The following is a 24,597-nucleotide window of genomic DNA, read 5'->3' as shown; positions in this document are numbered from 1 at the left end:
CTCAGTGCGCCGTCGTGTCCTTCTTCCGCTTCGGAAGCAGGTGCGCGATCAGCACGACGATCGCGCCCAGGATCAGTCCGACGACGGCGGACGCCACCGTTCCCGCGGTCCACGACAGGACGCCGCCGAAGCCGCCGTGCACGAGTTCGCCGAACCAGTGCTCGAGGTCGTGCAGACGGTCGGCCGGCCAGTGGAATCCGGCCTCGCCGACGTTGACCAGCAGGATGTGGCCGCCCACCCACAGCATCGCCGCGATGCCGACCACGGTGAGCACCGCCATCACCTTCGGCATCGCGGCGACGAGGCCGCGGCCGATCCGCTGACTGAGCGTCGACTTGCGCTGGGCGAGCGCGAGACCCACGTCGTCCATCTTCACGATGACGGCGACGACGCCGTACACGAGGATGGTGATCAGGATCGCGACGACGATCAGAACCATCAGCCGGGTGAGGAACGGTTCGTCCTCTACCGACGACAGGGAGATCACCATGATCTCGGCGGACAGGATCAGGTCGGTGCGGATGGCACTGCTGACCATCGCCTTCTCACGTTCGGGCCCGTCCTGCAGCGCCGGCGCGTCCTCGTCCTCGTGGTGGCCGCCGGTGAGTGCCTCGTAGACCTTCTCGGCGCCCTCGTAGCAGAGGAAGAGACCACCGGCGATCAACAGATAGGGCAGCGCCGCCGGCAGGAACTGGCTGAGAATCATCGCCACCGGGAGGATGATCAGAAGCTTGTTCCGGATCGATCCGATCGCGATCTTCCGGATGATCGGCAGTTCCCGCTTCGGCGAGAAGCCGTGGACGTAGCGGGGCGTGACAGCGGTGTCGTCCACGACCACCCCGGCCGCCTTGATGCTCGCCTTGCCGGCCGCGGCGCCGACGTCGTCGATGGATGCCGCGGCCGCTTTCGCGATCGCTGCGACGTCGTCCAGCAGGGCGACGAGACCACCAGCCACGGGAACCTCCCACTTTCGAATGTGTCCAGCCGGATGCGCTGAGCCGGTCGAGCGACACGTGCTCGGGGCTAGTCAGCCTATCGCCGCGCGGGGAGCGGCAGCCACACCGGCTCGGCCGGGATCCGCTCCACCGCCGCCCGCCGGCCCGACACGCTCGTGTCGGTGCCGTCGCGCACACTGGACGCCGTGAGAACGGTGCTGGTATCCGACAGCGACGGTGCCACGCTGGTCCGGACCGACGAGTCCGGCGCTCCGGTGGAGGCGCCGCGCCGCACGGCAGACGTCGCGGCGACGGTCCGGGAGATCGAGGCGGCCGAGCATCCGCGCTGGGTGTTCGAGGACTCCGCACGTGCGTGCCCGCCGCTGCTCGCGGAGGGTGTGCGCGTACAGCGCAGCCACGACCTGCGGCTGACCGGCGCGCTGCTCGACATGCGCGCCGGGCGGCTCGCACCCGCACCCGAGATGCCCGTCGACGACCGTCCCGGACTGTTCGACGCGGTCGCGTCCACCGCGCCCGACGTGGTGATCGAGCGGCACCGCCGCCAGCTCGCGGCCATCGCGGACGATCCACGCTTGCGCCTGCTGGTGGCCGCGGAGTCGGCCGGTGGGCTCGCGGCCGCCGAGATGAGCCACGACGGGCTGCCGTTCTCCACCGACGCCCATCTGGCGCTGCTCGCCGACGCGCTCGGCCCGCGCACTCGGGACGACATGCTGCCCGTCCGCCTGCACCAGGTGACCGACGAGGTGTCGGCGGCGTTCGGGCGTCAGGTCAACCCGGCGTCGCAACCCGAGGTGGTCGCGGCGTTCGCACGCGAGGGCATCGAACTGGCGTCCACGCGCAAGTATCTGCTGCGGGAGATCGACCACCCGGCCGTCGAACCGCTGCTGCGCTATCGCGACCTGGCGAAGCTGCACGCCGCCAACGGCTGGACGTGGCTGGATGCGTGGGTGCGCGGCAACAGGTTCCGGCCCGTGTACGTGCCGGGCGGGGTGGTGTCCGGCCGCTGGGCCAGCCGCGGCGGCGGCGCGCTGCAGATCCCGAAGGCGTTGCGCACGAGCGTCATCGCCGATCCCGGACACACCTTCGTGATCGCCGACGCCGGCCAGCTCGAGCCGCGCATCCTCGCGGCGATGTCCGGCGACCCGCGGATGACCGCGGCGGCCGGCACCGACGACCTGTACGCCCTCGTCGCGGCCGAGGTCTTCGCCGGAGACCGCGCCAAGGCCAAGATCGCGATCCTCGGTGTCCTCTACGGCGCCACGGCCGGCGAGGCCCGCGCGCTCCTGACACTGCTGCGCAAGCGCTTTCCCGTCGCGGTGCAACTCGTCGAGGACGCGGCCCGGGCAGGTGAGCGCGGCGAGGTGGTGCACTCGTGGCTCGGCCGCGCCTGCCCGCCGCCGTCGGACTCGTGGTGGTCCAACGGCGACACCCACGCGCGTGGCCGGTTCACCCGCAACTTCGTCGTGCAGGCCACCGCCGCCGAGTGGGCGCTGTGTCTGCTGGCAGATCTGCGCCGGCGCCTGTCCGCCGCTCCGGGTGACGGCGAGTTGGTGTTCTTCCAGCACGACGAGGTGATGGTGCACACCCGCCGTCCCGACGCGGCGGCCGCGCACGTTCTCGCTTCGGCGGCGTCGGCGACGCGACTGCTGTTCGGCGACACAGCAGTTCGGTTCCCGATGGAGGTCGAGGTGCGAGAGTGTTACGCCGAGCCGGAGGACTGACGCGGCTCCGCCGCACCGCCCCGGATGGTGTCGTGCTGTACCGGGACGAGTCGCTTCTTCGGGAGCAGGAACAGCCACGCGGCGATCACGAACGCCACCTCTCCCACGGGTTGGGCGCGCCCGTCACCTGATCGGCGTCACCGTCACGGTGGATATCCGGCGGCCGTCGAGCGCCTCGACGGTGAGGTGGAACCCGTCGACGTCGACGCGGTCGCCGAGTCGGGGCAGTCGTTGCAGTCGATGCTGCACGAAGCCCGCGATCGTCTCGTACGGACCCTGGGGAAGCGCCGTACCCGTGTCCCGCTCGAAGTCGTCGACGAGCAACCGGCCGTCGACCCGGGACCGCTCGGTGTCGGCGACTCGCGGCTCGGGGTCGAACTCGTCACCGATCTCTCCGACGACCTCTTCGACGATGTCCTCGACCGTCACGATGCCGGCGGTGCCGCCGTACTCGTCGACGACGAGCGCTATCTGCGAATTGTCCTGGCGCATCACGGCGAGGGCGGCGAGCGCCGGTTTCGACCCGGGCAGACGCAGCAGCGGCCGGGCCAGGTCGCCCACAGTCTGCGCCTCGCCGCCGCGCGCGAGCAACAGGTCCCGTAGGTGCACGAAACCGGCGACGTCGTCGAGGGTCTCCGCGCACACCGGGTAGCGGCTGTGGCCGAGTGCCAACGCGTCGCCGCGAGCCCGCCGCACCGGGGTGTCTGCGCCGAGGAAGTCCACGTCGGTGCGCGGGCGCATCACCTCGACGAGCGATCGCCGGGCCGCGTCGAACACCTCCGTGAGCACCCGGCGCTCCTCCTCGGCGACCGCGCTGTGCCCGGTCACCAGCTCGCGCAGTTCCTCGTGGGTGATCTCCTCCCCCTTACGTCCGGGATCGCCGCCGAGGATCCGCACCAGAGCGTTCGTGGACAGCGAGAGCAGCCAGATGACGGGTCGGACGAGTCGGGCGAACCGGTCGAGCGGCGGCGCGGTCACCAGCGCGACACCGGTTGCGCTCTGCAGCGCAATACGTTTGGGGACGAGCTCACCCAGCACCAGCGACAGGTACGAGATCACCAGGGTGGTCGCGACGAGCGCCACCACGTCCGCCGTCCCAGCCGACAGACCCCAGTGCCGCAGCGTCGGCGAGAAGTTCGGGGCGAGTGTGGAAGCCCCGTAGGCGGCCGAGAAGAACCCGGCGACGGTGACTCCGATCTGCACGGACGACAGGAAGCGGTTCGGATTCCGCGCGAGCGCGGCCGCACGCTCACCCCGCCGCCCGTGCTGTTCCAGCGCGCGGAGCTGCCCTTCCCGCAGCGACACGAGTGCGATCTCGGTGGCCGCGAACACGCCGCCGATCAGGATGAACACAACCACCAGAACAAAGTTCAGGATCGTGCCGCCGTTCACACCCCGAGACTAGCGCCGCGGCGCGCTGCCGTCCTCCACCTCCACCCGGCTACCTCGAGAGGACGCACATCCGTATCGTCGAGGCCGCAGGTCGGTACGACGAAACTTCAACGATCACAATCGCATCGGAGTAAATCATGAGACTTGACGGAAAGGTCGCGATCGTCACCGGAGGCGCCGGGGGTATCGGACGAGGGATCACGCGGGCGTTCACGAAGGAAGGCGCCAAGGTTCTGGTCGTCGACATCAACGACGAGGCGGGCAACGCGCTCGCGTCGGAACTCGGCGATTCGGTCCGCTATCTCGCCGCCGACATCTCGAAGGAGGCGAGTGCCGCCCAGATCTGCGCGGCCGCCGTGGACGCGTTCGGCTCGGTGGACGTGCTCGTCAACAACGCCCACGCGTCCCGGCAGGCACCCCTGCTGCAGACCACCCAGGAGATGATGGACCTGTCCTTCGGCACCGGCTTCTATCCCACCTTCTGGCTGATGAAGGCGTGCTACGAGCAGTTGAAGGCCCACGAGGGCTCGGTGATCAACTTCGCGTCGGGCGCCGGAATCGACGGCCAGGTGAACCAGGCGTCGTACGCGGCGGCCAAGGAAGCCATCCGCGCCATCTCCCGCGTCGCGGCCAACGAGTGGGCGGCCGACAACATCAACGTCAACCTGATTTCGCCGTTGGCTCTCACCGAGGGCGTCGAGGCCTACATCGCGGCCAATCCCGGCATCGAGGAAGCGCTGCTGTCCCGAACCCCGCTGCACCGCTTCGGTGATCCCGAATCCGACATCGGACGGGTCGCGGTGTTCCTCGCCAGCGCCGACGCGTCGTACATCACCGGACAGACACTCATGGTCGACGGCGGCAGCATCAAACTGCGCTGAGTGTCCGGCATCCGCACACGCGTCCCGCCTTCGATGTGGTGATCGGCCACCGCCGGCGAGATGGCGTGTTGTACTGGTCTGCATTGGTTGTCCGGCCGCGATCTCGCACGAGGAGCACCGATGACACGAGTGGAGTCCTCCGGTGACACGCCGCCCGGCACGGTGACGCGCGTGCGCCGCGGTTGGCCGGTGTTCACGGTCGTCGCGATCGCGATCGTCGCCTTCTTCCTGGGCGGACTGGGCGGTTCGTTCCAGGGCAAGCTCGCCGAGGTGCAGAAGAACGACAACGCGTCCTATCTACCCGGATCGGCGGAGTCGACGATCGTCGCGAACGAGAGCGCGAAATTCCTGAAGGTGGAGACCATTCCGGGTGCCGTGGTGTTCCACCGCGACAGCGGGTTGACGGACGCCGACAAGGCCGCGATCGACCAGGCGCGGATCTCGATGGCGTCGGTGGAGGGCGTGGACGCCGACGGCGTGACGCCCACGCAGATCTCGACGGACGGCACCACCGCGTCGGTGTTCGTGCCGTTGATCGCGAAGCAGGACGGAGCGACCGTCCAGGGCAACGACCTCGCGGCCGCGGAACAGGACGTCATCGACGCGGCGCAGAACGCGGTGCCGTCGGATCTCGAGGTGTTGCCCGCGGGCCCCGGCGGCCTGCTGGTGGCGTTCATCGACGCGTTCGAAGGCCTCGACAGCACGCTGCTCGGTGTCGCGCTGCTGGTGGTGATCCTGATCCTCTTGGTGGTGTACCGGTCGCCGATCCTGTGGTTCTTCCCGCTGTTCTCGGCCCTGCTCGCGCTGGGGTTGTCGTCGATGGTGATCTACGTCCTCGCCGACCACGAGATTCTCACCCTCACCGGACAGAGCCAGGGCATCCTGTTCGTGCTGGTGATCGGTGCCGGCACCGACTACGCGCTGCTGCTGATAGCGCGATATCGGGAGGAACTGCACTTTCACGACAATCGCTTCGACGCGATGATCAAGGCATGGCGGGAGTCCGCGCCGGCGATCACCGCCTCCGCGGTGACCGTGATCCTCGGCCTGCTGTGCCTGGGCTTCTCGCAACTGAACTCGAACAAGAGCCTCGGCCCGGTCGCCGCGATCGGCATCGCGTGCACGTACGTGGTGATGATGACCTTCCTGCCCGTGGTGTTGTCCGCAGTCGGCCGGTGGGTGTTCTGGCCGCGCAAGCCCCGGACCGACGGTGCGACAGACCTTGCGACACACGGGCTGTGGGGGCGGATCGCGGACGTGGTGGGGCGCCGGGACCGGCCCGCGTGGATCGGCGCCACCGTCCTGCTGGCGGTGCTGTTCGCGGTCGGCATCGGCAGCCTGCAGACCTCCGGCCTCACCGCCACCGAGAACTTCACCAACGAGCCCGACGCCGTCCGCGGGCAGGCACTCTACGACGCGAACTTCGACCAGGGTGCCGGGGCGCCCGCCGTCGTCGCCACGAACGCGTCCACCGTCGACGCCGTCATCGCTGCCGCGAGTGGAGTCGAGGGTGTGCGGCAGGGCCCCGGCTCGGTGTGCGTGCAGGTCGACATCGAGAAGGTCAAGGCGCTGCTGCAGAACTCCGGTGGCAATGCGCAGCAGCTCCCGCCCGGCTGCCCGCCGTCGCTGCTGAACGTCGCGCCGATCGACGGTCGGACCATCGTCAATGTGGCACTGGCCGATTCGTACGATTCGCCGGAAGCCCTCGAGACCGTGGAGCGCCTGCGCGACACCCTGCACGCGGTGCCGGGCGCGGATGCACTCGTCGGCGGTAGCTCGGCCGCGACGCTCGACGTACAGACCGCGTCGGTGCACGACCGGAACCTGATCATCCCGATCGTACTCGTCGTGATCTTCATCGTGCTCGCGGTGCTGCTGCGGGCGCTGCTGACGCCGCTGATCCTGATCGCGACAGTCGTGCTGAGCTTCGCCGCGACCCTGGGCGTGTGCGGATTCTTCTTCACGCACGTGTTCCATTTCGCGGGTGCAGACCAGTCGTTCCCGCTGTTCGCGTTCGTGTTCCTGGTCGCGCTCGGCATCGACTACAACATCTTCCTCATGACTCGTGTCCGGGAGGAGACGCTCACGCACGGCACCCGGTCGGGCGTGCTGCGCGGCCTCGCCGTGACCGGCGGCGTCATCACGTCGGCGGGCATCGTGCTGGCGGGCACGTTCGCGGTCCTCGGGGTGCTGCCGCTGGTGTTCCTCGCCGAGGTGGGCTTCGCGGTCGCGTTCGGCGTCCTGCTCGACACGATCGTCGTACGCAGCGTGCTGGTGCCGGCACTCTCGCACGACATCGGCCGGAAGATCTGGTGGCCGTCGAAGTTGGCGCAGGCGAAGAACTGAGCCGTCGACGGTCGGCGGGACGGCGCATCGGTTGACGGATCGGTCCGGAAGTGGTCGGCTGGTAGGTGATGGATGGCGCGCCTCGCCCGCGCCGCGGCCAGGTACGCGCTCTCCACCGATGATGCCCTGCAGCCCAAATACTTTCGGGGTGTCGTCTCTACCGCACGGAAACGTGATCCGTAGGGAAGGAATGAGATGTCGAACTACACCACCGACGACTCCGGTATCCCGGTACCCAGCGACGAACACTCACTGACCGTCGGACCCGACGGGCCGATCCTCCTCCAGGACTACTACCTGATCGAGAAGATGGCCCAGTTCAACCGTGAGCGCGTGCCGGAACGCCAGCCACATGCCAAGGGCGCCGGTGCGTTCGGCACTTTCGAGGTCACCAACGACGTGAGTGCCTACACCAAGGCGGACCTGTTCCAGCCCGGCAAGAAGACGGAGATGCTCGCGAGATTCTCCACCGTCGCCGGTGAGCGGGGCAGCCCGGACACGTGGCGCGACCCTCGCGGCTTCGCCCTGAAGTTCTACACCGAGCAGGGCAATTTCGACATGGTGGGCAACAACACCCCCGTGTTCTTCGTCCGCGATCCCATGAAGTTCCAGGACTTCATCCGGTCCCAGAAGCGGCGGGCCGACAACAATCTGCGCGATCACGACATGCAGTGGGACTTCTGGACGCTGTCTCCCGAGTCGGCACACCAGGTGACATGGCTGATGGGTGACCGCGGTATCCCCCGCACGTGGCGACACATGAACGGGTATTCGAGCCACACGTACATATGGGTGAACGCGCAGGGCGAGCGGTTCTGGGTGAAATACCACTTCAAGACCGACCAGGGCATCGAGTTCTTCACGCAGGACGAGGGCGACCAGATGGCCGCCATGGACACCGACTACCACCAGCGGGACCTGTGGGAGCACATCGACGGCGGCGACTACCCCACCTGGACGCTGAAGATGCAGATCATGCCGTACGAGGAGGCCAAGACCTACCGGTTCAATCCGTTCGATCTCACCAAGGTGTGGCCGCACGCCGACTACCCGCTCATCGACGTCGGCACCATGAAGCTGGACCGCAACCCGGCCGACTACCACTGCGAGATCGAGCAGGCCGCCTTCGAGCCGAGCAGTTCGGTGCCGGGCACCGGGCCGAGCCCCGACAAGATGCTGCTCGGTCGGTGGTTCTCCTACCCGGACGCGCACCGCTACCGGATCGGATCCAATTACAAGGAGTTGCCGGTCAATTCGCCGCATGCCGGGCCGCGGAACTCGTACACCAAGGACGGGCAACTTCGGCACCACAATCCGGGCGATCCGGTGTACGTACCGAACTCGAAGGGCGGCCCGCACGCCGACATCTCGGTGTCCGGCGAGTCCCCCGGCTGGTACACCGACGGCGAGATGGTCCACCAGGCGTACACGCTCCGCAAGGACGACGACGACTGGGGTCAGGCCGGCACGATGGTGCGCGACGTCCTCGACGACGCGGCCCGCGAACGGCTGGTGTCGAACATCGTGGGGCACCTGCTCAACGGAGTCACCGAGCCGGTTCTCGTGCGCGCCTTCGACTATTGGCGCAACGTCGACAAGACCCTCGGCGATCGGGTCGAGGACGGCGTCCGCGCGAAGCAGGGGGAGAAGGATCCCAAAGCCGCGGGCCAGTCCAATCCGGCGCGGTCCTCGGCTCAGGCGAAGGCGTGAATGTCTGATTGATCCCGAATCCGTGATAGACAGCTTCCCAGGGGAGCTGTCTGTTACGGGGAGGGACATTGGGCGACGACAACGAGGCGGGGACGTCCCGCGCGGTCGCGGCGTGGACGTTCGGGCTGTCACTGGTGTCCGTCGTGGCCGTCGGCGTCGTCGTCGCGGGGTTTCTGCACAGCCCCGAGCCCGAACTGACGACCGCACTGCCGACCACCACGCCACCGACCACCGAACCCGAGCGGCCCGAGTACTCGTACATCACGCCGTCGGTGACGTATCCGACGCAGATCCCCGGATGCGATGTCGTCGAACGGCCGGGCGAGAGCGAGTGGACTGCGTTCGTGGTCGACCGCGACTCGGGTTACGACAACCCCGACTACCCGTGGTTCTCCGGACCCAAGGCCGGTGCCATGTCGCGGGCGCTACGGGACGCGCTGCCCGGCGGCGTGGAGGTGGAGTTCGCTTCGCCCGAACGGTCGCTGATCTTCCAACCGATCATGAGCGAGGACGCGCCGGAGGACGGCGCTCCGGATTACGACGGCAACACCAATGCCGACGCGACACTGTCGCGGGATGGGAAGAACGGCTCCCTGTCCGTCGCGGTTCGGCTCAGCACCGACGCCATCCCGGCATGCGTAGCCGGATACCTCGACGCGCGCCGGACGCTCGCCGACGGCACCGTCGTCGACGTCCTGGACACGTGGTCGGAGACCAACGGGGTGCGCACCCTGTCGCGCAGTGCCAGTGCGTACGCGCCGGACGGGACCCGCGTCTCGGCCTATGCCACCGATGCCGCGGTCGCGGACTCCGGGCAGGCGAACAGCGGGACCGTACCGCTCACCGTCGACGAACTCGTCGTGCTCGTCACCGCGCCCGGCCTGCGCGTGACGGCCCCGGTCCCGCCCGGCAGCGCCACCCCGCCCGCCTCGTGTTCTTCCCCGGTCGAGCAGCGGTCGGGTCCGGACATCGACCGCGCCACCGCCGAACGGTTCGGCACGATGCTGGCGGCGGTGCCCCTCGACGGCCTGACACTCGATCGTCCGCTCGGCGCGCTGCAACCAGCCCGTCTGGGCGGCGACGCCGTGTGCCAATCGGTGCGGGTGACCACACCGGGTCGGGAGTCGACGCTCGACGTCGCGATCGCCGGCGGGCAGGAACTGCCGTCGACCGACGCCCCACCCGAGGCCTCGAGTGAGCGCAGTCGCACCACGGTGCGACAACTCCCCGACGGGTCTGTCGTCGAACAGAGCGAGCACGACTACACATCGATGGGTCTGCACCCCGGTTCCGAGACGAGAGCGACGACGCAGCGGGTCGTGACCGTCACCCGCCCGTCCGGGACCCTCGTCCGAGCGTCGTCCGAGGCGGACTCACCGTCCGTGCCGGTGTCGTTCGAGCAGCTCGACGCGATCGCGCTCGTACCCGGGATCGAGGTGCCCAGGTGAAGCGCGAGATCCGTAACCTGCTCGCGGCCGCGGCGGTGGCCGTCGTGACCGTGACCGGCGCCGTCGTCACCGTCGCGCAGGCAGGAGACGACGGCACCCGCAAGATCACCGGAACCAACGATGCCGCACCGGGGCTGGGCTGGTCGGTGGACGCCGCTGCGATGCACGGACAGGCGTTCGCGGAGTTCCGCGATCCCCGCACCGGCAGCGAATTCGACTGGGGAAATACCGGTTTCATTGCCGCTGATGACGTCGTCGTCAGTATCGTGGGCGTCTCGCACGGCGGCATGACCCTGACCGATCCCCAGATGTTCGGGATCGACGCCGGCAACGGTGCGGTGCGCTGGCAGAGCGCGGCCGACGACCTCGGGGGCTGCGCGGAGGCTCCCGTAGACGGCCGCCTCGTGTGTTTCACGGCGCCGCTTGCGGAGGACCCGGCCCTCGTCGGATTCGATCTGCGCACCGGCGAGATCACCCGAACACCCACGGACTGGATGGTTTTCGCTATCGCCGCCCACGACGACCGCTTGTATGTCGCGGAGGGCAACATCGAGGACGACGACGTCCGCCTGCACGCCGGCACCCTCGCCGACCCGGACGCGCAGTGGTCGCAGCCGTTCGCGATGGGCTCGATCTGGGAGGACGACCTGCCCCAGGCCCTGGACGTCGCGCATGGTCAGGGCCTGCTCACCCTCGGTGCGGATGTCGCCGGCTTCGATCTCGACAGTGGCCGGCCGACGTGGACCACGCGACTCGAGGGCTGTTCGCGGGCCGTCCCCGGCGACGGTGGTGTCGTGGTCCGGTTCCGCACCGAGTGCGACGGCTACCGGATCACCGGGTCCGATGCCATCGGCAGTGACGGACGCACCATCGTGTCGACCGAAGGCGCGGGGGCCCAGAACCTCTCGTTCGATCACCCCGCCGACGAGAGCCTTCCACTGCTGGTCGGCGACGGCGCGTACGACCGCCGGACCGGCGAGCGGGTCTGGACCAGTCCTGATCTCGTCGCCGCGCGCGAACCCGACGAGTACAACTCCGACACCGTCCGCGGTACGGCTGTCGCTGTGGCGGGGGACGTCGCGATCCTGCGCCCTGGGGCGCAGACGATGTCGGGACTCGACCTGCGTACCGGTGAACGGTTGTGGACCCATGACGACAAACGGTTCGGAACCGTTGCGGCACTCGACGGGCCGTCGCTGTTGACGATCGACGGTGACGGGATCCGCGCCGTCGACACCGGGACCGGGGAATCGCTCTGGGACACCCCGTTCCGCAAGATCGACGACGACCCCGACGCGCTCGCCTCGGACGGAATGCTCGCCGCCCCGCATCCCGGCCACTACGTGTACGCCTCGTCCCGGACGATGATCGGGTTACGCCCGCTGCCGCGGTAGCCGCCTGGGCGGCGTCACAGGAAGGCCTGGCTCGTCCACAGGTGGAACAGCGCGTAGGCCCGCCACGGCCGCCACGGCTCCGACGCCGCAGCAGCCTCACGCGGCGTCTTCACACCCAATGCCCGGCGCAGCACCAGATCCCCTGACGGGTAGGCGTCACGGTCACCGAGCACCCGCACCGACAGGTAGTCCACGGTCCACGGTCCGATGCCGGGCAGCGCGAGCAGCCGGGTCCGGAACTCGACCGGATCGGCGCCGGGCCCCAGGTGCAGCCCGTCCGACGCCGCCGCGGCGAGCGCCTGCACGGTGCGGGCGCGGGCACCGGTGAGTCCGACGGCCTTCCGGATGATCGCCGGATCGAGTGCGGCCAAGGACTCGGGTTCAGGGAAGCTGACGAACCCGTCGAATGCGGTCGGGATGCCGAACGCCGCCACGAACCGGGATCCGAATGTCCTTGCCGCCGAGAGCGACACCTGCTGACCGAGAACCGTCAGCACCGCCGTCTCGAAGCCGTCGACGGAGCCGAGTACCCGCAGGCCGGGCCGCGCCGCGACGTGCGGCGCGAGCAGGGTGTGCCGCGCGAGTGCGGCGTCGACGACGTCCGGGTCGGAGTCGAGGTCGAGCCAGCGGCGAACCAGTGCTGCGACATGCGAGACATCGGCGGAGTGTGCCGCCCGGATGTCCGCCTCGACGTGGTCGGTCCCGGCGAAGCGGACGCTCACCACCGCGGGCCCGTGCGGCGCGGGCACCACCCGGGTGTGCGTCCCGCTCTCGACGTCGTGGCGTTCGAGGCCGTCCACCGCGTGCGCCGCCAAGGCGCCGAGCATGGGCGCCGTGGTGAAGGGTGGGCGGAACGGCAAGTTCGTGGCGGTCAACGTTCGTCCTCCAGCCCGGTGACCCGCAGCGTGATGTTGAGCCGACCGGCAGTGAGGCCGCAGTCGGGGTCGGCAGTGCCCGGAAATACTTTGGGTACACCGTGGTACGCGAACCGTGACGGGCCGCCGAACACGAACAGGTCACCCGACTGCAGTTCGACGTCGGTGTACGGCTTGGTGCGGGTATCGGGGTTGCCGAAACGGAAGGTGCAGGTGTCGCCGATGCTCAGCGACACCACCGGGGCGTCCGCCCGCTCCTCCTGGTCGCGGTGCATGCCCATGCGGGCGGCGTCGTCGTAGAAGTTGATCAGCGCGGCGTCCGGCTCGTAGGCGGCACCCGCAGCCGGATCGTCGTAGGCGTCGGTGACGGCACGTCTCCCCAACTGCACCAGCCACTCCGGCACCGGCAGCACCCGCCCGCCACCCGCGTCGCCGGCGATCCGGCTGTAGCGGTACGGCTGCCAGTGCCAGCCCAGGCACACGGTCTGCACCGACATCGCGTGCCCGGTGGGCAGGCGCGCGGCCCGCATCGGCACCGGCCCGCGCGCCCAGTCGCGGCACGCCTCCACGAGTCGGCGTTGCTCGCCCAGGTCGAGCCAGTCGGGGACCAGCACCGCACCGTCCGCGACGGTGCGGCGGGGCCGAGGCAGCAGGGCCGACATCTACCGGTCCCCCTTCCCGTGCGATCTCTTCCATTCGTCGTACTCGTCTCGTAGGCACACCGCGCACGGCCGGTAACCGGCGGCGACGGCGGTGTCCTCGTCGGCAAAGAACACGCGCTGTGTCACGTAGCCGCCGCGGGCGATGGCGCGGGCCGCGCCCGGACAGTCGAGCGTGCCGTAGATGCGGTCCTTGCGGTGACCGCCGAGAGTGCCGGGAGTGGCGCTCTCGTAGGGCTTCCCGTCCCGATCGATCAACGTGTACATGCCCGATTCACTCCGCATCATGCAGTACCAGTCCGAGCGTGCGCCGGACGCCGCCGCGGACGGTGCTGACCCCGTGCCGCATCGGGGCCGCGGACCAGCCGCGCACCGACTGCACCGGGCGGTCGTTGGTGGTGAAGACGAACGCGTGCCCCTGCCGCAGCACGGTGGCGGTGCCGCGGGACTGGGCGCGGGCGCGCTGCTCGACCAGCAGGAACTCGCCGCCCTCGTGGTCCACGCCGGGCGCGTCGAGTCCGATCACCACCTGCAGCGGAAACACCAGCTCGCCGTAGAGGTCCCGATGCAGCGCGTTCCAGTCGTCCGGACCGTAGCGCAGGATCAGCGGGGTGGGCCGGCGCTGCCCCGCCGCGTGACACATGGTGAGCCACTCGTCGAGGGTGTCGGGCCACGGCGCCCGCCGGCCCAGCCGCCATGCCCACTCCCGCGCGACCGGCAGAAGTTTCACGTAGAACCGGGCCCGCATCTCGGCGATCGTCGGCGGCAACGGGTAGTCGAAGTACCGGTACCGGCCGGCGCCGTAGCGGTGCCGCGCCATGTCGACCGTCGACCGGAACAGCGCGTCGTCGTCGAAAAGCTCCGCCAACTCCCGGCATTCGCCGGGATCGAGGAGCGGACGGGCGCTCTGGGCGCCGCCGAACCGGTCGAGCTCGTCGAGCAGCGGCGTCCAGTCGAGGGCGTCGACGCGGTCCGCGAGCGCGCTCACGCCGCCTCCAACGTCAGCAGCGCACGCTTCGTGTCGACGCCACCCGCGTACTGGCCCATGCTGCCATCGCTGCGCACCACCCGGTGGCACGGCACGAACAGCGGCAGCGGGTTGGTGGCGCAGGCCGATCCGACCGCCCGGACCGCGCGCGGGCTGCCGGCGGCCTCGGCCACCTGCGCGTAGCTGGCGGTGCGGCCGTACGCGATGTCGGGCAGGCGGGTGAGGACGGTGCGCCGGAAACCGCTCGACAGGCGCAGATCCAGCGGGACGTCGAAGCGGGTGCGCCGGTGCGCGAAGTACTCGTCGAGTTGCCGGGCCGCGGCGTCGAGCCGTCCCGGAGCCTCCAGGATGCGCGGGCTCACCTGCCGAGCCAGCATCGCGAGCACTACGTCGTGGTCCTCCCGTGGGTAGGCCACCCGGACCAGCCCGACGTCGGTGGCGACGAGCAGCAGCCGTCCGACGGGGGTGTCGACGGACCGGTAGGCGAGGTCGAGCAACCCGTCGCGGTCCGCGGCGGTAACGAGTCGGGCGTGCAGGCGGCTCAGATCCGAGGGGTCCACGCTCGGGGTGGGGATGACGCTCATCGGACGGCTCCTTCCTGAGCGAGTGGTTCGGTGGCGGCCGGGTAGGTGCGGCGAAGCCGGGCGATGCCGTCGGCGGCGGCGCGGCGGGCCGCATCGGTGCTGTTGCCGAGGATCGCCGCGACCTCCGCATACGGAAGTCCGGCCAGGTGGTGGTAGACGACGGCGGCGCGCTGCGTGAACGGCAGATCGGCCAGGGCGTCCCACAGTTCGTGGTTCCACGCGCCGGGCAGATCCCGCGCCGACGCCCGGTCGGGCAGGTCGTCGGTGGGGACCGGCGTGCGTTGTCGGACGCGGTACACGTCGACGGCCTTGCGGTGCGCGATGGTCACCAGCCACGCCTCGACGTTCGCGCCGGGCGGCAGGTCGGGGTACGCCCGCAGCGCCGCCAGGAACGTCTCGGACCACGCGTCGTCGGAGTCGACGGGCCCGAGCAGTGCCCGGCACACCCGCAGTACCACCGGCCCGTGCTCGGTGACGATGTTCTCGAACGGTTTAAGTCCCACACCGGGTAGACGCTCCGGTGCGCCGGAACGTGAGGTTCGATCCGCGTCAGAACAGTCCATCCTGGATTCCCACGGCGGCCGGGCTCTCCAGATCCAGCAGGAACTGCTTGCGTCCCAGCCCGCCGGCGTAGCCGGTGAGCGCGCCGTTGCTGCCGACCACGCGGTGACACGGGACGATGATGCCGATCGGGTTCCGGCCGTTGGCGGCGGCGACGGCGCGGATCGCGGCGACGTTGCCCAGATGCTCCGCGAGCTGCAGATACGACCAGGTCTCGCCGTACGGGATGGTTCGCAGCGCGGCCCACACCCGCTGCTGGAACTCGGTACCGCGCGGTGCGAGCGGCACCGTGAACTCGGTGCGCTCCCCGGCGAAGTACTCGGTGAGCTGCGAGGTGACGTCGTCGAAGCCGGTGTCGGTGCGCGGACCGAACCGCGCACCGTCCGGCAAGTGCCGCTGAAGGTGCATGTACAGCCCGCACAGACCCTCGGGATTGCGGACCAGCGTCAGCGGCCCGACGGGCGAATCGACGACGGTGTGTTCGGCATCCACAGCTCCGATCCTCCCAGCAACCACCGACAGTCCGGGAAGTTCGGGCAGGATTGCAGAATGCCGCTTCTCCCCAACCCGCTCCAACTCGTCTCGACGGTCCAGAAGGCGGCGCAGTCGTCCCTGCAATGGTCCGTGGACACGGCCGTCTTCGTCGCCGGCCTGCCCACCCGGGTGTCGGCGCTGCTCGACGAGGCCGAGGGCCTGGTGCGGCAGGTGTCCGGCGTGGTCGACGGCGCGGCCCGCGCGGTCGCCGCGGCCGACACGGTGATCGCCGCGTGCGCCGCGCTGGTCGATCGCACTGCGGTGGTCGCGGGCGAGACGGAAGTGGTGGTGGCGTCGGCCTCGCGGTCCGCAGCCGTCGCCGACCAACTACTCGAGATCTACCGACCGCTGGCGCTGACGGCCGCGCCGCTGGCGACGCAGTTCGTCGACGAGATCAGCGAGGACGAGGTGCACGCCGCGGTCCGGCTGCTCGACCAGCTTCCCGAGCTGACCGACCGGATGGCGGCGCTCATGCCGATCCTCGCGACGCTCGACACCGTGTCCCCGGAGATCCACGAGCTGCTCGAGGTGGTCAAGGACGTGCGGCAGGCGATCATCGGGGTTCCCGGGTTCGGCTTCTTCCGCCGTCGCGGGGAGGACAAGCTGGGCGAAGGCGAGTAGGCCGAACCCTGCCCCACAACGAAAGGCAGAGCCGATGGAACCGCAACCGCACGGCGCGCTCGTCCGCACGCCCGGCGGCGTCGACCTGCGTCTCACCCGCACGTTCGACGCCCCGATCGCCGACGTCTGGGCGAGCATCACCGAATCCGACCGCACCGCAGCATGGTTCGGCCCGTGGGAGGGAGAACCCGGAGCCGGCAACACGATCCGCGTGCAGATGGCGTTCGAGGAGGAGGGTCCGCCCAGCGAGATGCGTATCGACGCGTGCGAGCCGCCGCGACACCTGGCGCTGTCCACCAGCGACGACGCCGGGGCGTGGCGACTGGCCGTCGACCTGCGTGAGGCCGACGGCACCACCGAGTTGACGCTCACCCACGTCGGCGTCCCCGACGAGGCCGTCAGCGAGATCGGGCCCGGCTGGGAGTACTACCTGGACATGCTCGTCGCGGCGCGTAACAGGACGCCCCTGCCGGACTTCGCGAACTACTTCCCCTCCCAGTCCGGCTACTACCGGGACCTGGCCGCGAATCTCGGTTAGCGCTCGACCGACTTCGCGAGCAACGGCAGCGTCCGGAACGGCACGATCTCCGACAGCACCACCACCGACATCGACCGCGCAACGGTCGACGAGTGGTGCAGTGCGATCAGCAGGGTCTGCAGGTCGTCGTGCGACGCGGTCGCAACCCGGCACAGGACGTCGCCGACGCCCGTGGTGGCCCACGCCTGGACCACCTCGGGAAACTCCTCGAGTTCCTTCGTCAACTGTCCGAGCGAGCCCTGCGCGATCTCCAGGGTCACGAACGCCTGCACCGGGTAACCGGCTGTGTGCAAATCGATCTCGGGCCCGTAGCCGGTGACGATCCCGGCCTCCTCGAGCCGACGCAACCGCGCCTGCACGGTGGCGCGGGCCACCCCGGCCCGCCGGGACAGTTCCAGGATCCCGATCCGCGGCTCGTCGCGCAGGCGGGCGATCAGGTCGACGTCGAGCGCGTCCAGTCGATGCCCGCCCCGGTCCATGGCGATGTCACGGTGTGACGCGGGAGCGGGCGACGATCACCGGGCATTGCGCGTGGTACAGCAGCGACTGGCACGTGGAGCCCAGGAGTGCGCTCTCGAAGCCGCCGCGGCCGCGGCTACCGACGACGATCGAGCGGGCGGTGGCACTGAGGGCGACCAGGTGCTTGGTGGGGCCCGCCTCCGCGATCACGGTTTCGACCTGCACCGACGGGAACTTGGCGCCCAGGGTCGCGATCAGCCGATCGATGCGGCCGCGGGCCTCCTCGTCGGCCTCCTGCGTGCCGCGCCGACGACGCGCGTGCACGGCCGTCATCTCGGCATGCCGGATCGACGCCTCCTGCATCGCGGTACCGACGACGATGTCGGCGCTGTCGGAATGGTCGACGCCCGCGACGACGGGACCGGACGTGGGCGGGACGGGGCTGCCGTCGGCGCCGCGCACCACCGCAACCGTGCACTTGGCGTGATGTGCGAGCGAGAGGGCGGTCGACCCCAGGACCATGCGTTCGAAGAAACCGGCGCCCACCGACCCGACCACCAGCAAGCTCGCCTTCTCCGACAGGTCGACGAATGCCCGATTGACCCGGCCGCGAAGCAGTTCCACCTCGATGTCGATGGTGTAGTCCTCGATCGTGGCAGCCTCCCGCGCAGCCTTGAGAGCCTCCCGACCGGCCGCCTCTTCTTCCTCGAGGTCGTCGGCGACGAACGGGAAGTCGTTCTCGGTGTCGATGACGTGCACCAGTTTCAGCGGCACCTTGCGGGCGTGGGCCTCGACGGCCGCCCACCGGACGGCGTGGATCGCGGCGTCGGATCCGTCGACGCCCACGATCACCGGCCTGGTCTCGTTCGCTGGTGACATCGTCCACTCCGATCGGCTCGTGTGGTGTGCACGTTCGGTATCAGACTAACGGCGAAACCCGGCCGGTGGCGTGAGCTTGGAACGGTGATCGTGGATACGTTCAGGACGCCATTTCGTCCGAGGGATCCTGATTCGTCCGGGCTGCGGCCGCCTCCTCGAACTCGGCAAGACTCGCGCGGATCAGCTCGATGTATCGGTCCGTGTCGGGCATCATCGCCCGATCCGCCATCACGGTCAGCGTCACGTCGCCACCGGCAGCGGCGGCGAGGAAGTGACGCAGACCGTCCCCGTCCACTGGGGGCTGTCCACCGAACACCGCCACGGACGGCGCGCCCTCGAGCGTCAGGCTCGCCACGCCGAAGGCCACGTTGCTGATCATGGTGTGCCGGTGGCGGGGGCGCTGGGGGTCGAAGTTCGTGGCATTCCTGCGCACGTACATGAACATCCGCATCATGAGCGGGGGCAGGGAATCGATCACCGCCGCCGACCGACGAACGGCAACGTGGGAGGTGCGGGTCTTCTCGGACTTCGACGACTCCGCGACGCGCGCCACCCGCTCGAGCAGATCTGTCGTGTCGGTATGAGTGTCGACGTTCATGATCGCCAGCTGGTTCCCCGACTCCCACTCCTCCAGTTTGCGCATCGAGCGCGGGACCATCGCTACGATCGAACCCCGGTGCGGTTCCCCCTTCTCCGCGAGATAGCCCGCGAGAGCATTACCGACGACGGCGAGCAGCGCATCGTTCACGGTTGCACCCGGGACGGCTCCCCGGATCCGCCGAAGCGATTCCGTGGACAGCGTGATGGGCACCATGGCGCCCGATCCGCTCACCTTGCCGTTGAAGCGAATGCCCGGCTGCTCGGATTGCACCGACCAGGCACCGGACGCCTCTGCTTCCTTCAGGGCGCGATCGGCGGCACGGTTACCGGGGATGCTCTTGGCGAACCGGATCACCTGACCGGGGAATTCCGACACCGATCGGGCAACCAGTCGCGCCCGGAGGGAGCGCCCCGGGCGGACGGCGATCGACGGAGCCGTCGCGTTCGAGAACACCTTCTCCACCGTCTGCAGTACCCCCAACCCGTCGCCGACGCTGTGGTGCGCCTTGAGTGCCACTGCCGCGAGCCGGCCGGGCTGGTCGACGATGTCGCTGACACCGGTGAAGAAGTGCAGTTCCCACGGCGGACGGCTGAGATCCATACGTGTGCACAATAACTCGGAGAAGTGCGCTTCGAGGGGCGCCCAGCCGGGTTCGTCGATCGCGGTGACATGCACGTGGGCACTCAGGTCGATGTCGGGGTCCGGAATCCAGTTCGGATGATCCAGGCCCAGCGGCGTCCGCCGGATGTGGTGCGTGAACATGTGGTGGTGACCCAGTCGTGCTCGGACCCATTCGATCGCGCGTTCCTGGGTGAATTCGGCATCCGGATGCTGCGTCGTGTCGAAGACGTAAACGACGACGAAATGCCCGAGGTGGCCGTCGTTCTCACCGTAGATGAATTCGGCATCCTTGCTCGAAATCCGTCGCGTCCCCGCCGTGAGCCAGTCGGCGAACCCCATAAACACCCCTTCGTGGCCGTATCAAAGGAAGCTAACTTGCACATATCCTCGGTGGGGGACTTTTCGCGAATATCTGGCAGTCGCACGGATGGGCCTTGGCACCTTCGATACGTGTCGACGTCTCGTGTGTCGGGTCGCACCTGCGCCCGGACCGGTGCGCACGGCGCTGCGCAATCTGCACACCCGATCAGCCTTCGACCGGTACAGATTGTCCACCCTGACCAACGGAACCGGTCGATGTTGCCTCCCGTGGGTGGGCGCGGTGTGATCGACCTGTACCCGTCCACGGGAGGTCCGCTCATGACCGTCGACCAGTCACTGGCCCACCTCGACGACGCCGCTCTGCGCCAACTGCTCGGACTCGTCGAACACGACCCGTCCGCCGATCCGTTCCCCGTGGTCGGCTGGGACGCCATCGTGTGGGTGGTGGGCAACGCGACGCAGGCTGCCGCCTACTACCGAGCGGTGTTCGGGATGGAGCTCGAGGCGTACTCGGGTCCCGAGAGCGGCAACCGCGATCACCGCGCCTTCGTATTACGCAGCGGCGGAGTCAGATTCGTGCTCACCGGCGGCGTCGACCCGTCCAGCCCCCTGCACGACCACCACTTCCGGCACGGCGACGGCGTCTACGACGTCTCGCTCGAGGTCACCGACGTCGACCGCTGCATCGCGCACGCCCGCAGCCAGGGCGCGCGGATCCTCGTCGAACCGCACGACATCTCCGACGAGCACGGCACCGTCCGCACCGCGAGCATCGCGGCATACGGCGAGACCCAGCACACGCTCGTCGACCGCTCCCGCTACACCGGCCCGTACCTGCCCGGATACGTCGCGCGCACCGGCACGCCGAGCGATGCGCCGCAGGTGATCCAGGCGCTCGACCACGTGGTCGGCAACGTCGAACTGGGCAGGATGAACGAGTGGGTGGACTTTTACCACCGCGTCATGGGGTTCACCGATCTGGCCGAATTCGTGGGCGACGACATCGCCACCGAGTACTCGGCGCTGATGAGCAAGGTCGTCGCGAACGGCAACCACCGCATCAAGATTCCGCTCAACGAGCCCGCGGTGGGACGCAAGCGGTCGCAGATCGACGAGTTCCTCGAGTTCTATCGCGGCCCCGGATCGCAGCACCTGGCGCTCGCGACGTCGGACATCCTGGGCGCCGTGGACCGGCTGTCGGCGGCGGGCGTCGAGTTCCTGCCGACACCGGCGTCGTACTACGAGGATCCGGCGCTGCGGGCACGGATCGGCGAGGTACGTGTCCCGATCGGGGAACTCCAGCGCCGCGGGATCCTCGTCGACCGCGACGAGGACGGGTATCTGCTGCAGATCTTCACCAAACCCATCGGCGACCGTCCGACGGTGTTCTTCGAACTCATAGAGCGGCACGGCTCGCTCGGGTTCGGCAAGGGCAATTTCCAGGCCCTGTTCCTCGCGATCGAACGTGAGCAGGAGCGGCGCGGCAACCTGTAGGCGCTTCGCGCCCGTGCGCCTTTTTGGTAGCTGGGCCCACCAGAAAGGCGCACGGGTGGCGCAGCCGCCTAGATCGACGTAATGCCCAGGTCCAGCGACATCTGCGAACCCGTGACGGTGCGCGAGCGGTCGCTGGCCAGGTACAGCACGACCTCGGAGACGTCGTCGACGCTGCACTTGCTGAGCCCGGCGAGCGGCCACTTGTAGTTGTCGATGTAGCGCGGGTACTGCGCCAGGATCTTGCCGACGTTGGCGTCCTGGCCCATCGGGGTGTCCACCGCTCCCGGGTGGATGGAGTTGACGCGAATACCGAACTCGCCCAACTCGATCGCCGCAGTCTTCGTCAGACCCACCAGGCCGTGCTTGGCGGACGTGTAGTTCGACGTCCCGGGGCTGGCCTTGATGCCGGCCGCCGAGCTGACGACGATGATCGAGCCGCCGCGACCGCCGTCGATCATCGCGGGAACCGCAGCCTTCAGGGTGCGCCACACGCCGTTGAGGTTGATGTCGATCATCGTGGTCCACTGCTCCTCGGGCATCTCCCAGAAGCGGTTCCACGTCGAGATGCCGGCGTTCGCGACCACGATGTCGAGACGGCCGAATCGCTCCACACCGGCGTCGACGGCGGCCTGCAGGTCGGACTGGTCGCGGACGTCGCCGATCGCGGTGACGATCTCGCGGCCCTCGGCGCGCACCAGGCGGGCGGTCTCCTCGAGATCCTCGGGCGTGGCCGCCGGGTAGCCGACGTCGTCGGACACGGACGCGCAGATGTCGAGCGCGATGATGTCCGCGCCTTCGCGCGCGAAGCGCACCGCGTGGTTGCGCCCCTGTCCGCGTGCCGCGCCTGTGATGAAGGCAACCTTGTTCTCGAGCAGTGCCATGCGAATCCCTCCGGATCCCTCGTCGTGCAGTATCTCCGCAGATTAAGGCAGTGATTGAGCCCCGTTCGGGGCGCTTTCCGGTGACCGGGACCACAGCCGACTCGGCCCCCGAGCCGCCGGGTGGTCGAGGCACCCCGAAACGTCGTGTAGGCTGAACATACCGACGCGGGGTGGAGCAGCTCGGTAGCTCGCTGGGCTCATAACCCAGAGGTCGCAGGTTCAAATCCTGTCCCCGCTACCAATGAAAGACCCGGTATCGCACCAGCGATACCGGGTCTTTTCTTTTGTCCACGACGCCGCCGCTGGCGTCACACCGGTTTTCGGAACAACACACACGAAATGCACGCCGAATCGGTGTGTGTTGCCGACAGAAAGGGTGTGGCGCCGCGGCCTCGGCGCGCCGGCACTCCACCGCCCGACCCGAGACGATTCCGGGCAACCCGAAGCTGCCCCTCCCCCGGTACCCCTGTCGGCGGCTAGATTGCTTCTATGGCCGACCGCGATCGGGACACCCTCGGTAAGCCGCGCAACGCCCGGCCCCGGGATCGTCTGGGGCGCCCGCTCGAGTGGGGCGAGGAAGGGTTTCCGACGATGCCCGACGACCTGGACCTCGATCCCGGCGAGGCGATCACCGAGGCGCAGCGCCTGCTCGATCACGACCTGCCGTTCCATGCGCACGAGGTGCTCGAGTCCGCCTGGAAGAAGGCGCCGCACGAGGAGCGCGGACTATGGCAGGGCCTGGCCCAGCTCGCGGTGGCGGTAACCCATCAGATGCGCGGCAACCCGGCCGGCGCCGTCTCCCTGCTCAGGCAGGGCCGACACCGCATCGTCCCGTTCGAGGACGACCCGCCGCACGCGCTCGACATCACCGGCCTGGTCACGTGGGCCGATCACCTCATCGTCGAACTCGATCGAGACACGCAACCCGACACGATCCCGGTTCCCCGACTCCGGATGCCCTGATGACTCATCCTGGTCAAATGACCGTTCTGCCGATGTTCCCCCTCGGCGCCGCACTGCTGCCCGGGGAACGGCTCCCGCTGCACGTGTTCGAGCCCCGGTTCCAGGCGCTCGTCCGCGACTGTCTCACTGCCACCGAGGGTCCCGTCTTCGGCACTGTGCTCATCGCGCGTGGCCACGAGGTGGGCGGTGGTGACGTCCGCAACGACGTCGGCACCGCGGTGCGGATCGTCTCCCACGTCGGCATCGGCGACGGCAGGTACGCGTTGGACTGCGTCGGCGAGGAGCGCATCCGGATCGTGCGATGGCTCGGCGACGACCCGTATCCGCGCGCCGAGATCGAGCCATGGCCGGTGGAGGCGTCGAGTCGCGTGTCGGACGACCAGCTCCAGCACCTCACCGACAAGATCACCGAGCTGTACATCCTGCTGACCCGGATCCGGGAGCTGCGCGACGATCCGCCGCCAGCCCCTCCGCGCCTGTTCGACGTGCTCGAGCGGCCCGGCGACCACCTGTACGCGCTCGCCTCCTGGGTACCGATGGGGGCAGCGGACAAGTACGCGGTGCTGTCCGCCCAGACCGCCGACGACCGGCACCGGGCGCTGACGGACGCGATCGACAACGCCCGCGAGATCGCCGAGTTCCGACTCTCGGGGCGGCGGTGACCGGAGTGGGCCGTCGGATGCACTAGCGTCCGACCTCCGGGGAATTCAGGGGAGGAAACACATGATCCACGTTCGACACAAGGCCGTTGCCGTCGTTCCCGTCGATCTGGCGTTCGCGCACATCGACGACTATCGGAACGTGCCCGACTGGATGTTCGGCATCAGCCGATTCGTCCCGATCGGCGACCTCGACCAAGGTCTGGGCGCCACGTACGACGCGACGATGCAGCTCGGCCCCAAGGCGCTGAAGTCGACGGTCGAGGTCACCGAGTGGGAGCGGGATCGGCTCATCACGTTGTCCTCGGTCTCCGGATTCGGCAACCGGTCCAGTTGGATGTTCACCCCGGTCGGCGACGACCGCACCGAGTTGTCCGTCGACTTCGGCTACGAACTGCCGGGCGGGCTGGCCGGCAAGGCCCTGGGCAGGCTGGTCGAGCCGTTCGTCACCACCGCGATCAAGCAGACCGAGACGAACCTGCGCAAGCAGATCGAGTCGCTGGGCCTGTAG

At 69.0% G+C, this 24,597-nt stretch carries 25 protein-coding genes and 1 tRNA gene; 13 read left to right on the top strand and 13 right to left on the bottom strand.

The genetic code is table 11. The features are described 5' to 3' along the window. Position 1: 1 nt before the first annotated feature. Positions 2-955 (bottom strand): DUF808 domain-containing protein, encoded by a 954-nt coding sequence (locus tag PSS76_RS02365; protein ID WP_081184074.1) that lies wholly within the window; start codon positions 953-955, stop codon positions 2-4. A 186-nt stretch (positions 956-1,141) separates the two neighbouring features. Here PSS76_RS02365 and PSS76_RS02360 point away from each other — a divergent pair, with 186 nt between their 5' ends. Further along, positions 1,142-2,677: a bifunctional 3'-5' exonuclease/DNA polymerase gene (locus tag PSS76_RS02360; protein WP_175271978.1), complete on the top strand. Its 1,536-nt coding sequence runs from the start codon at positions 1,142-1,144 to the stop codon at positions 2,675-2,677. Positions 2,678-2,800: 123 nt separating this feature from the next. Here PSS76_RS02360 and PSS76_RS02355 read toward each other — a convergent pair whose 3' ends face one another. Further along, a complete protein-coding gene (locus PSS76_RS02355; RefSeq protein ID WP_013417484.1) occupies positions 2,801-4,069 on the bottom strand; it encodes a hemolysin family protein in 1,269 nt (422 codons plus the stop codon). Between the two features lie 137 nt (positions 4,070-4,206). Here PSS76_RS02355 and PSS76_RS02350 point away from each other — a divergent pair, with 137 nt between their 5' ends. The 5 genes from PSS76_RS02350 (at position 4,207) to PSS76_RS02330 (ending at position 11,848) form a co-directional block, all read left to right on the top strand. Continuing rightward, a complete protein-coding gene (locus PSS76_RS02350; RefSeq protein ID WP_013417485.1) occupies positions 4,207-4,950 on the top strand; it encodes an SDR family NAD(P)-dependent oxidoreductase in 744 nt (247 codons plus the stop codon). A gap of 120 nt (positions 4,951-5,070) precedes the next feature. Then, a complete protein-coding gene (locus tag PSS76_RS02345; protein ID WP_005517026.1) occupies positions 5,071-7,296 on the top strand; it encodes an MMPL family transporter in 2,226 nt (741 codons plus the stop codon). 195 nt (positions 7,297-7,491) lie between these two features. Beyond that, positions 7,492-9,006 (top strand): catalase, encoded by a 1,515-nt coding sequence (locus tag PSS76_RS02340; protein WP_337455814.1) that lies wholly within the window; start codon positions 7,492-7,494, stop codon positions 9,004-9,006. Between the two features lie 68 nt (positions 9,007-9,074). Continuing rightward, positions 9,075-10,454 carry a hypothetical protein gene (locus tag PSS76_RS02335; RefSeq protein ID WP_084969063.1) on the top strand — a complete coding sequence of 460 codons (1,380 nt, stop codon included), beginning with the start codon at positions 9,075-9,077 and terminating at the stop codon, positions 10,452-10,454. Continuing rightward, a complete protein-coding gene (locus PSS76_RS02330) occupies positions 10,451-11,848 on the top strand; it encodes an outer membrane protein assembly factor BamB family protein (RefSeq protein ID WP_337455812.1) in 1,398 nt (465 codons plus the stop codon). The genes PSS76_RS02335 and PSS76_RS02330 overlap by 4 nt, the downstream gene beginning before the upstream one ends. A gap of 14 nt (positions 11,849-11,862) precedes the next feature. Here the strand turns inward: PSS76_RS02330 and PSS76_RS02325 are convergent, their stop codons facing one another. Genes PSS76_RS02325 through PSS76_RS02295 form a run of 7 tightly spaced genes read right to left on the bottom strand, consistent with a single transcriptional unit; the run spans position 11,863 to position 16,007 of the window. Further along, positions 11,863-12,723 (bottom strand): DNA-3-methyladenine glycosylase family protein, encoded by an 861-nt coding sequence (locus tag PSS76_RS02325; protein WP_084969065.1) that lies wholly within the window; start codon positions 12,721-12,723, stop codon positions 11,863-11,865. Then, positions 12,720-13,385, bottom strand: coding sequence for an alpha-ketoglutarate-dependent dioxygenase AlkB family protein (locus tag PSS76_RS02320; RefSeq protein ID WP_013417491.1), 666 nt, complete (start codon positions 13,383-13,385; stop codon positions 12,720-12,722). The genes PSS76_RS02325 and PSS76_RS02320 overlap by 4 nt, the downstream gene beginning before the upstream one ends. Beyond that, positions 13,386-13,649, bottom strand: coding sequence for an Ada metal-binding domain-containing protein (locus tag PSS76_RS02315; protein ID WP_013417492.1), 264 nt, complete (start codon positions 13,647-13,649; stop codon positions 13,386-13,388). A gap of 7 nt (positions 13,650-13,656) precedes the next feature. Continuing rightward, positions 13,657-14,370, bottom strand: a complete 714-nt coding sequence (locus tag PSS76_RS02310) for a 2OG-Fe(II) oxygenase (RefSeq protein WP_013417493.1) — start codon at positions 14,368-14,370, stop codon at positions 13,657-13,659. Then, positions 14,367-14,954, bottom strand: a complete 588-nt coding sequence (locus PSS76_RS02305) for a methylated-DNA--[protein]-cysteine S-methyltransferase (RefSeq protein WP_064059391.1) — start codon at positions 14,952-14,954, stop codon at positions 14,367-14,369. The genes PSS76_RS02310 and PSS76_RS02305 overlap by 4 nt, the downstream gene beginning before the upstream one ends. Further along, positions 14,951-15,457, bottom strand: a complete 507-nt coding sequence (locus PSS76_RS02300) for an RNA polymerase sigma factor (RefSeq protein WP_084969067.1) — start codon at positions 15,455-15,457, stop codon at positions 14,951-14,953. Before PSS76_RS02300 ends, PSS76_RS02305 begins: the two co-directional genes overlap by 4 nt. A gap of 46 nt (positions 15,458-15,503) precedes the next feature. Then, positions 15,504-16,007 (bottom strand): methylated-DNA--[protein]-cysteine S-methyltransferase, encoded by a 504-nt coding sequence (locus tag PSS76_RS02295; RefSeq protein WP_013417496.1) that lies wholly within the window; start codon positions 16,005-16,007, stop codon positions 15,504-15,506. Positions 16,008-16,064: 57 nt separating this feature from the next. On the opposite strand from PSS76_RS02295, the gene PSS76_RS02290 reads away from it, so the two are divergent. Both PSS76_RS02290 and PSS76_RS02285 read left to right on the top strand, forming a co-directional pair. Then, a complete protein-coding gene (locus PSS76_RS02290; RefSeq protein ID WP_064059394.1) occupies positions 16,065-16,670 on the top strand; it encodes a hypothetical protein in 606 nt (201 codons plus the stop codon). Positions 16,671-16,704: 34 nt separating this feature from the next. Continuing rightward, entirely contained in the window at positions 16,705-17,208 is a 504-nt protein-coding gene (locus PSS76_RS02285; protein WP_084969068.1) for an SRPBCC family protein, read from the top strand. Here PSS76_RS02285 and PSS76_RS02280 read toward each other — a convergent pair. The 3 genes from PSS76_RS02280 to PSS76_RS02270 all read right to left on the bottom strand — a co-directional run bounded on the left by PSS76_RS02280 (position 17,205) and on the right by PSS76_RS02270 (position 20,107). Then, positions 17,205-17,687, bottom strand: a complete 483-nt coding sequence (locus PSS76_RS02280; protein WP_013417499.1) for an Lrp/AsnC family transcriptional regulator — start codon at positions 17,685-17,687, stop codon at positions 17,205-17,207. The two genes, PSS76_RS02285 and PSS76_RS02280, sit on opposite strands and share 4 nt — an antisense overlap. 7 nt (positions 17,688-17,694) lie before the next feature. Further along, a complete protein-coding gene (locus tag PSS76_RS02275) occupies positions 17,695-18,546 on the bottom strand; it encodes a universal stress protein (protein WP_013417500.1) in 852 nt (283 codons plus the stop codon). Between the two features lie 100 nt (positions 18,547-18,646). Then, on the bottom strand, positions 18,647-20,107 hold the full coding sequence (locus PSS76_RS02270; RefSeq protein ID WP_084969069.1) for a wax ester/triacylglycerol synthase domain-containing protein: 1,461 nt from the start codon (positions 20,105-20,107) through the stop codon (positions 18,647-18,649). A gap of 300 nt (positions 20,108-20,407) precedes the next feature. Between PSS76_RS02270 and hppD the strand changes: the two genes are divergently transcribed. Next, positions 20,408-21,583 carry a 4-hydroxyphenylpyruvate dioxygenase gene (gene hppD / locus PSS76_RS02265; protein WP_084969083.1) on the top strand — a complete coding sequence of 392 codons (1,176 nt, stop codon included), beginning with the start codon at positions 20,408-20,410 and terminating at the stop codon, positions 21,581-21,583. 68 nt (positions 21,584-21,651) lie between these two features. On the opposite strand, the gene PSS76_RS02260 is transcribed toward hppD, so the two are convergent. Further along, positions 21,652-22,464, bottom strand: coding sequence for a mycofactocin-coupled SDR family oxidoreductase (locus PSS76_RS02260; RefSeq protein WP_005517002.1), 813 nt, complete (start codon positions 22,462-22,464; stop codon positions 21,652-21,654). Between the two features lie 164 nt (positions 22,465-22,628). Between PSS76_RS02260 and PSS76_RS02255 the strand changes: the two genes are divergently transcribed. From PSS76_RS02255 to PSS76_RS02240, 4 genes are all read left to right on the top strand, one after another. Next, positions 22,629-22,705, top strand: a tRNA-Met gene (locus PSS76_RS02255). Between the two features lie 248 nt (positions 22,706-22,953). After that, entirely contained in the window at positions 22,954-23,427 is a 474-nt protein-coding gene (locus PSS76_RS02250) for a DUF309 domain-containing protein (RefSeq protein ID WP_069855439.1), read from the top strand. Positions 23,428-23,444: 17 nt separating this feature from the next. Further along, complete coding sequence (locus PSS76_RS02245; RefSeq protein ID WP_005517000.1) at positions 23,445-24,089, top strand: LON peptidase substrate-binding domain-containing protein; 645 nt, start codon at positions 23,445-23,447, stop codon at positions 24,087-24,089. A gap of 61 nt (positions 24,090-24,150) precedes the next feature. Then, positions 24,151-24,597, top strand: coding sequence for an SRPBCC family protein (locus tag PSS76_RS02240; RefSeq protein WP_337455811.1), 447 nt, complete (start codon positions 24,151-24,153; stop codon positions 24,595-24,597).

The organism is Prescottella sp. D32 (genome assembly GCF_037287305.1).
GTDB lineage: Bacteria > Actinomycetota > Actinomycetes > Mycobacteriales > Mycobacteriaceae > Prescottella > Prescottella equi.
This window is presented reverse-complemented; position numbering and strand designations above follow the sequence as displayed.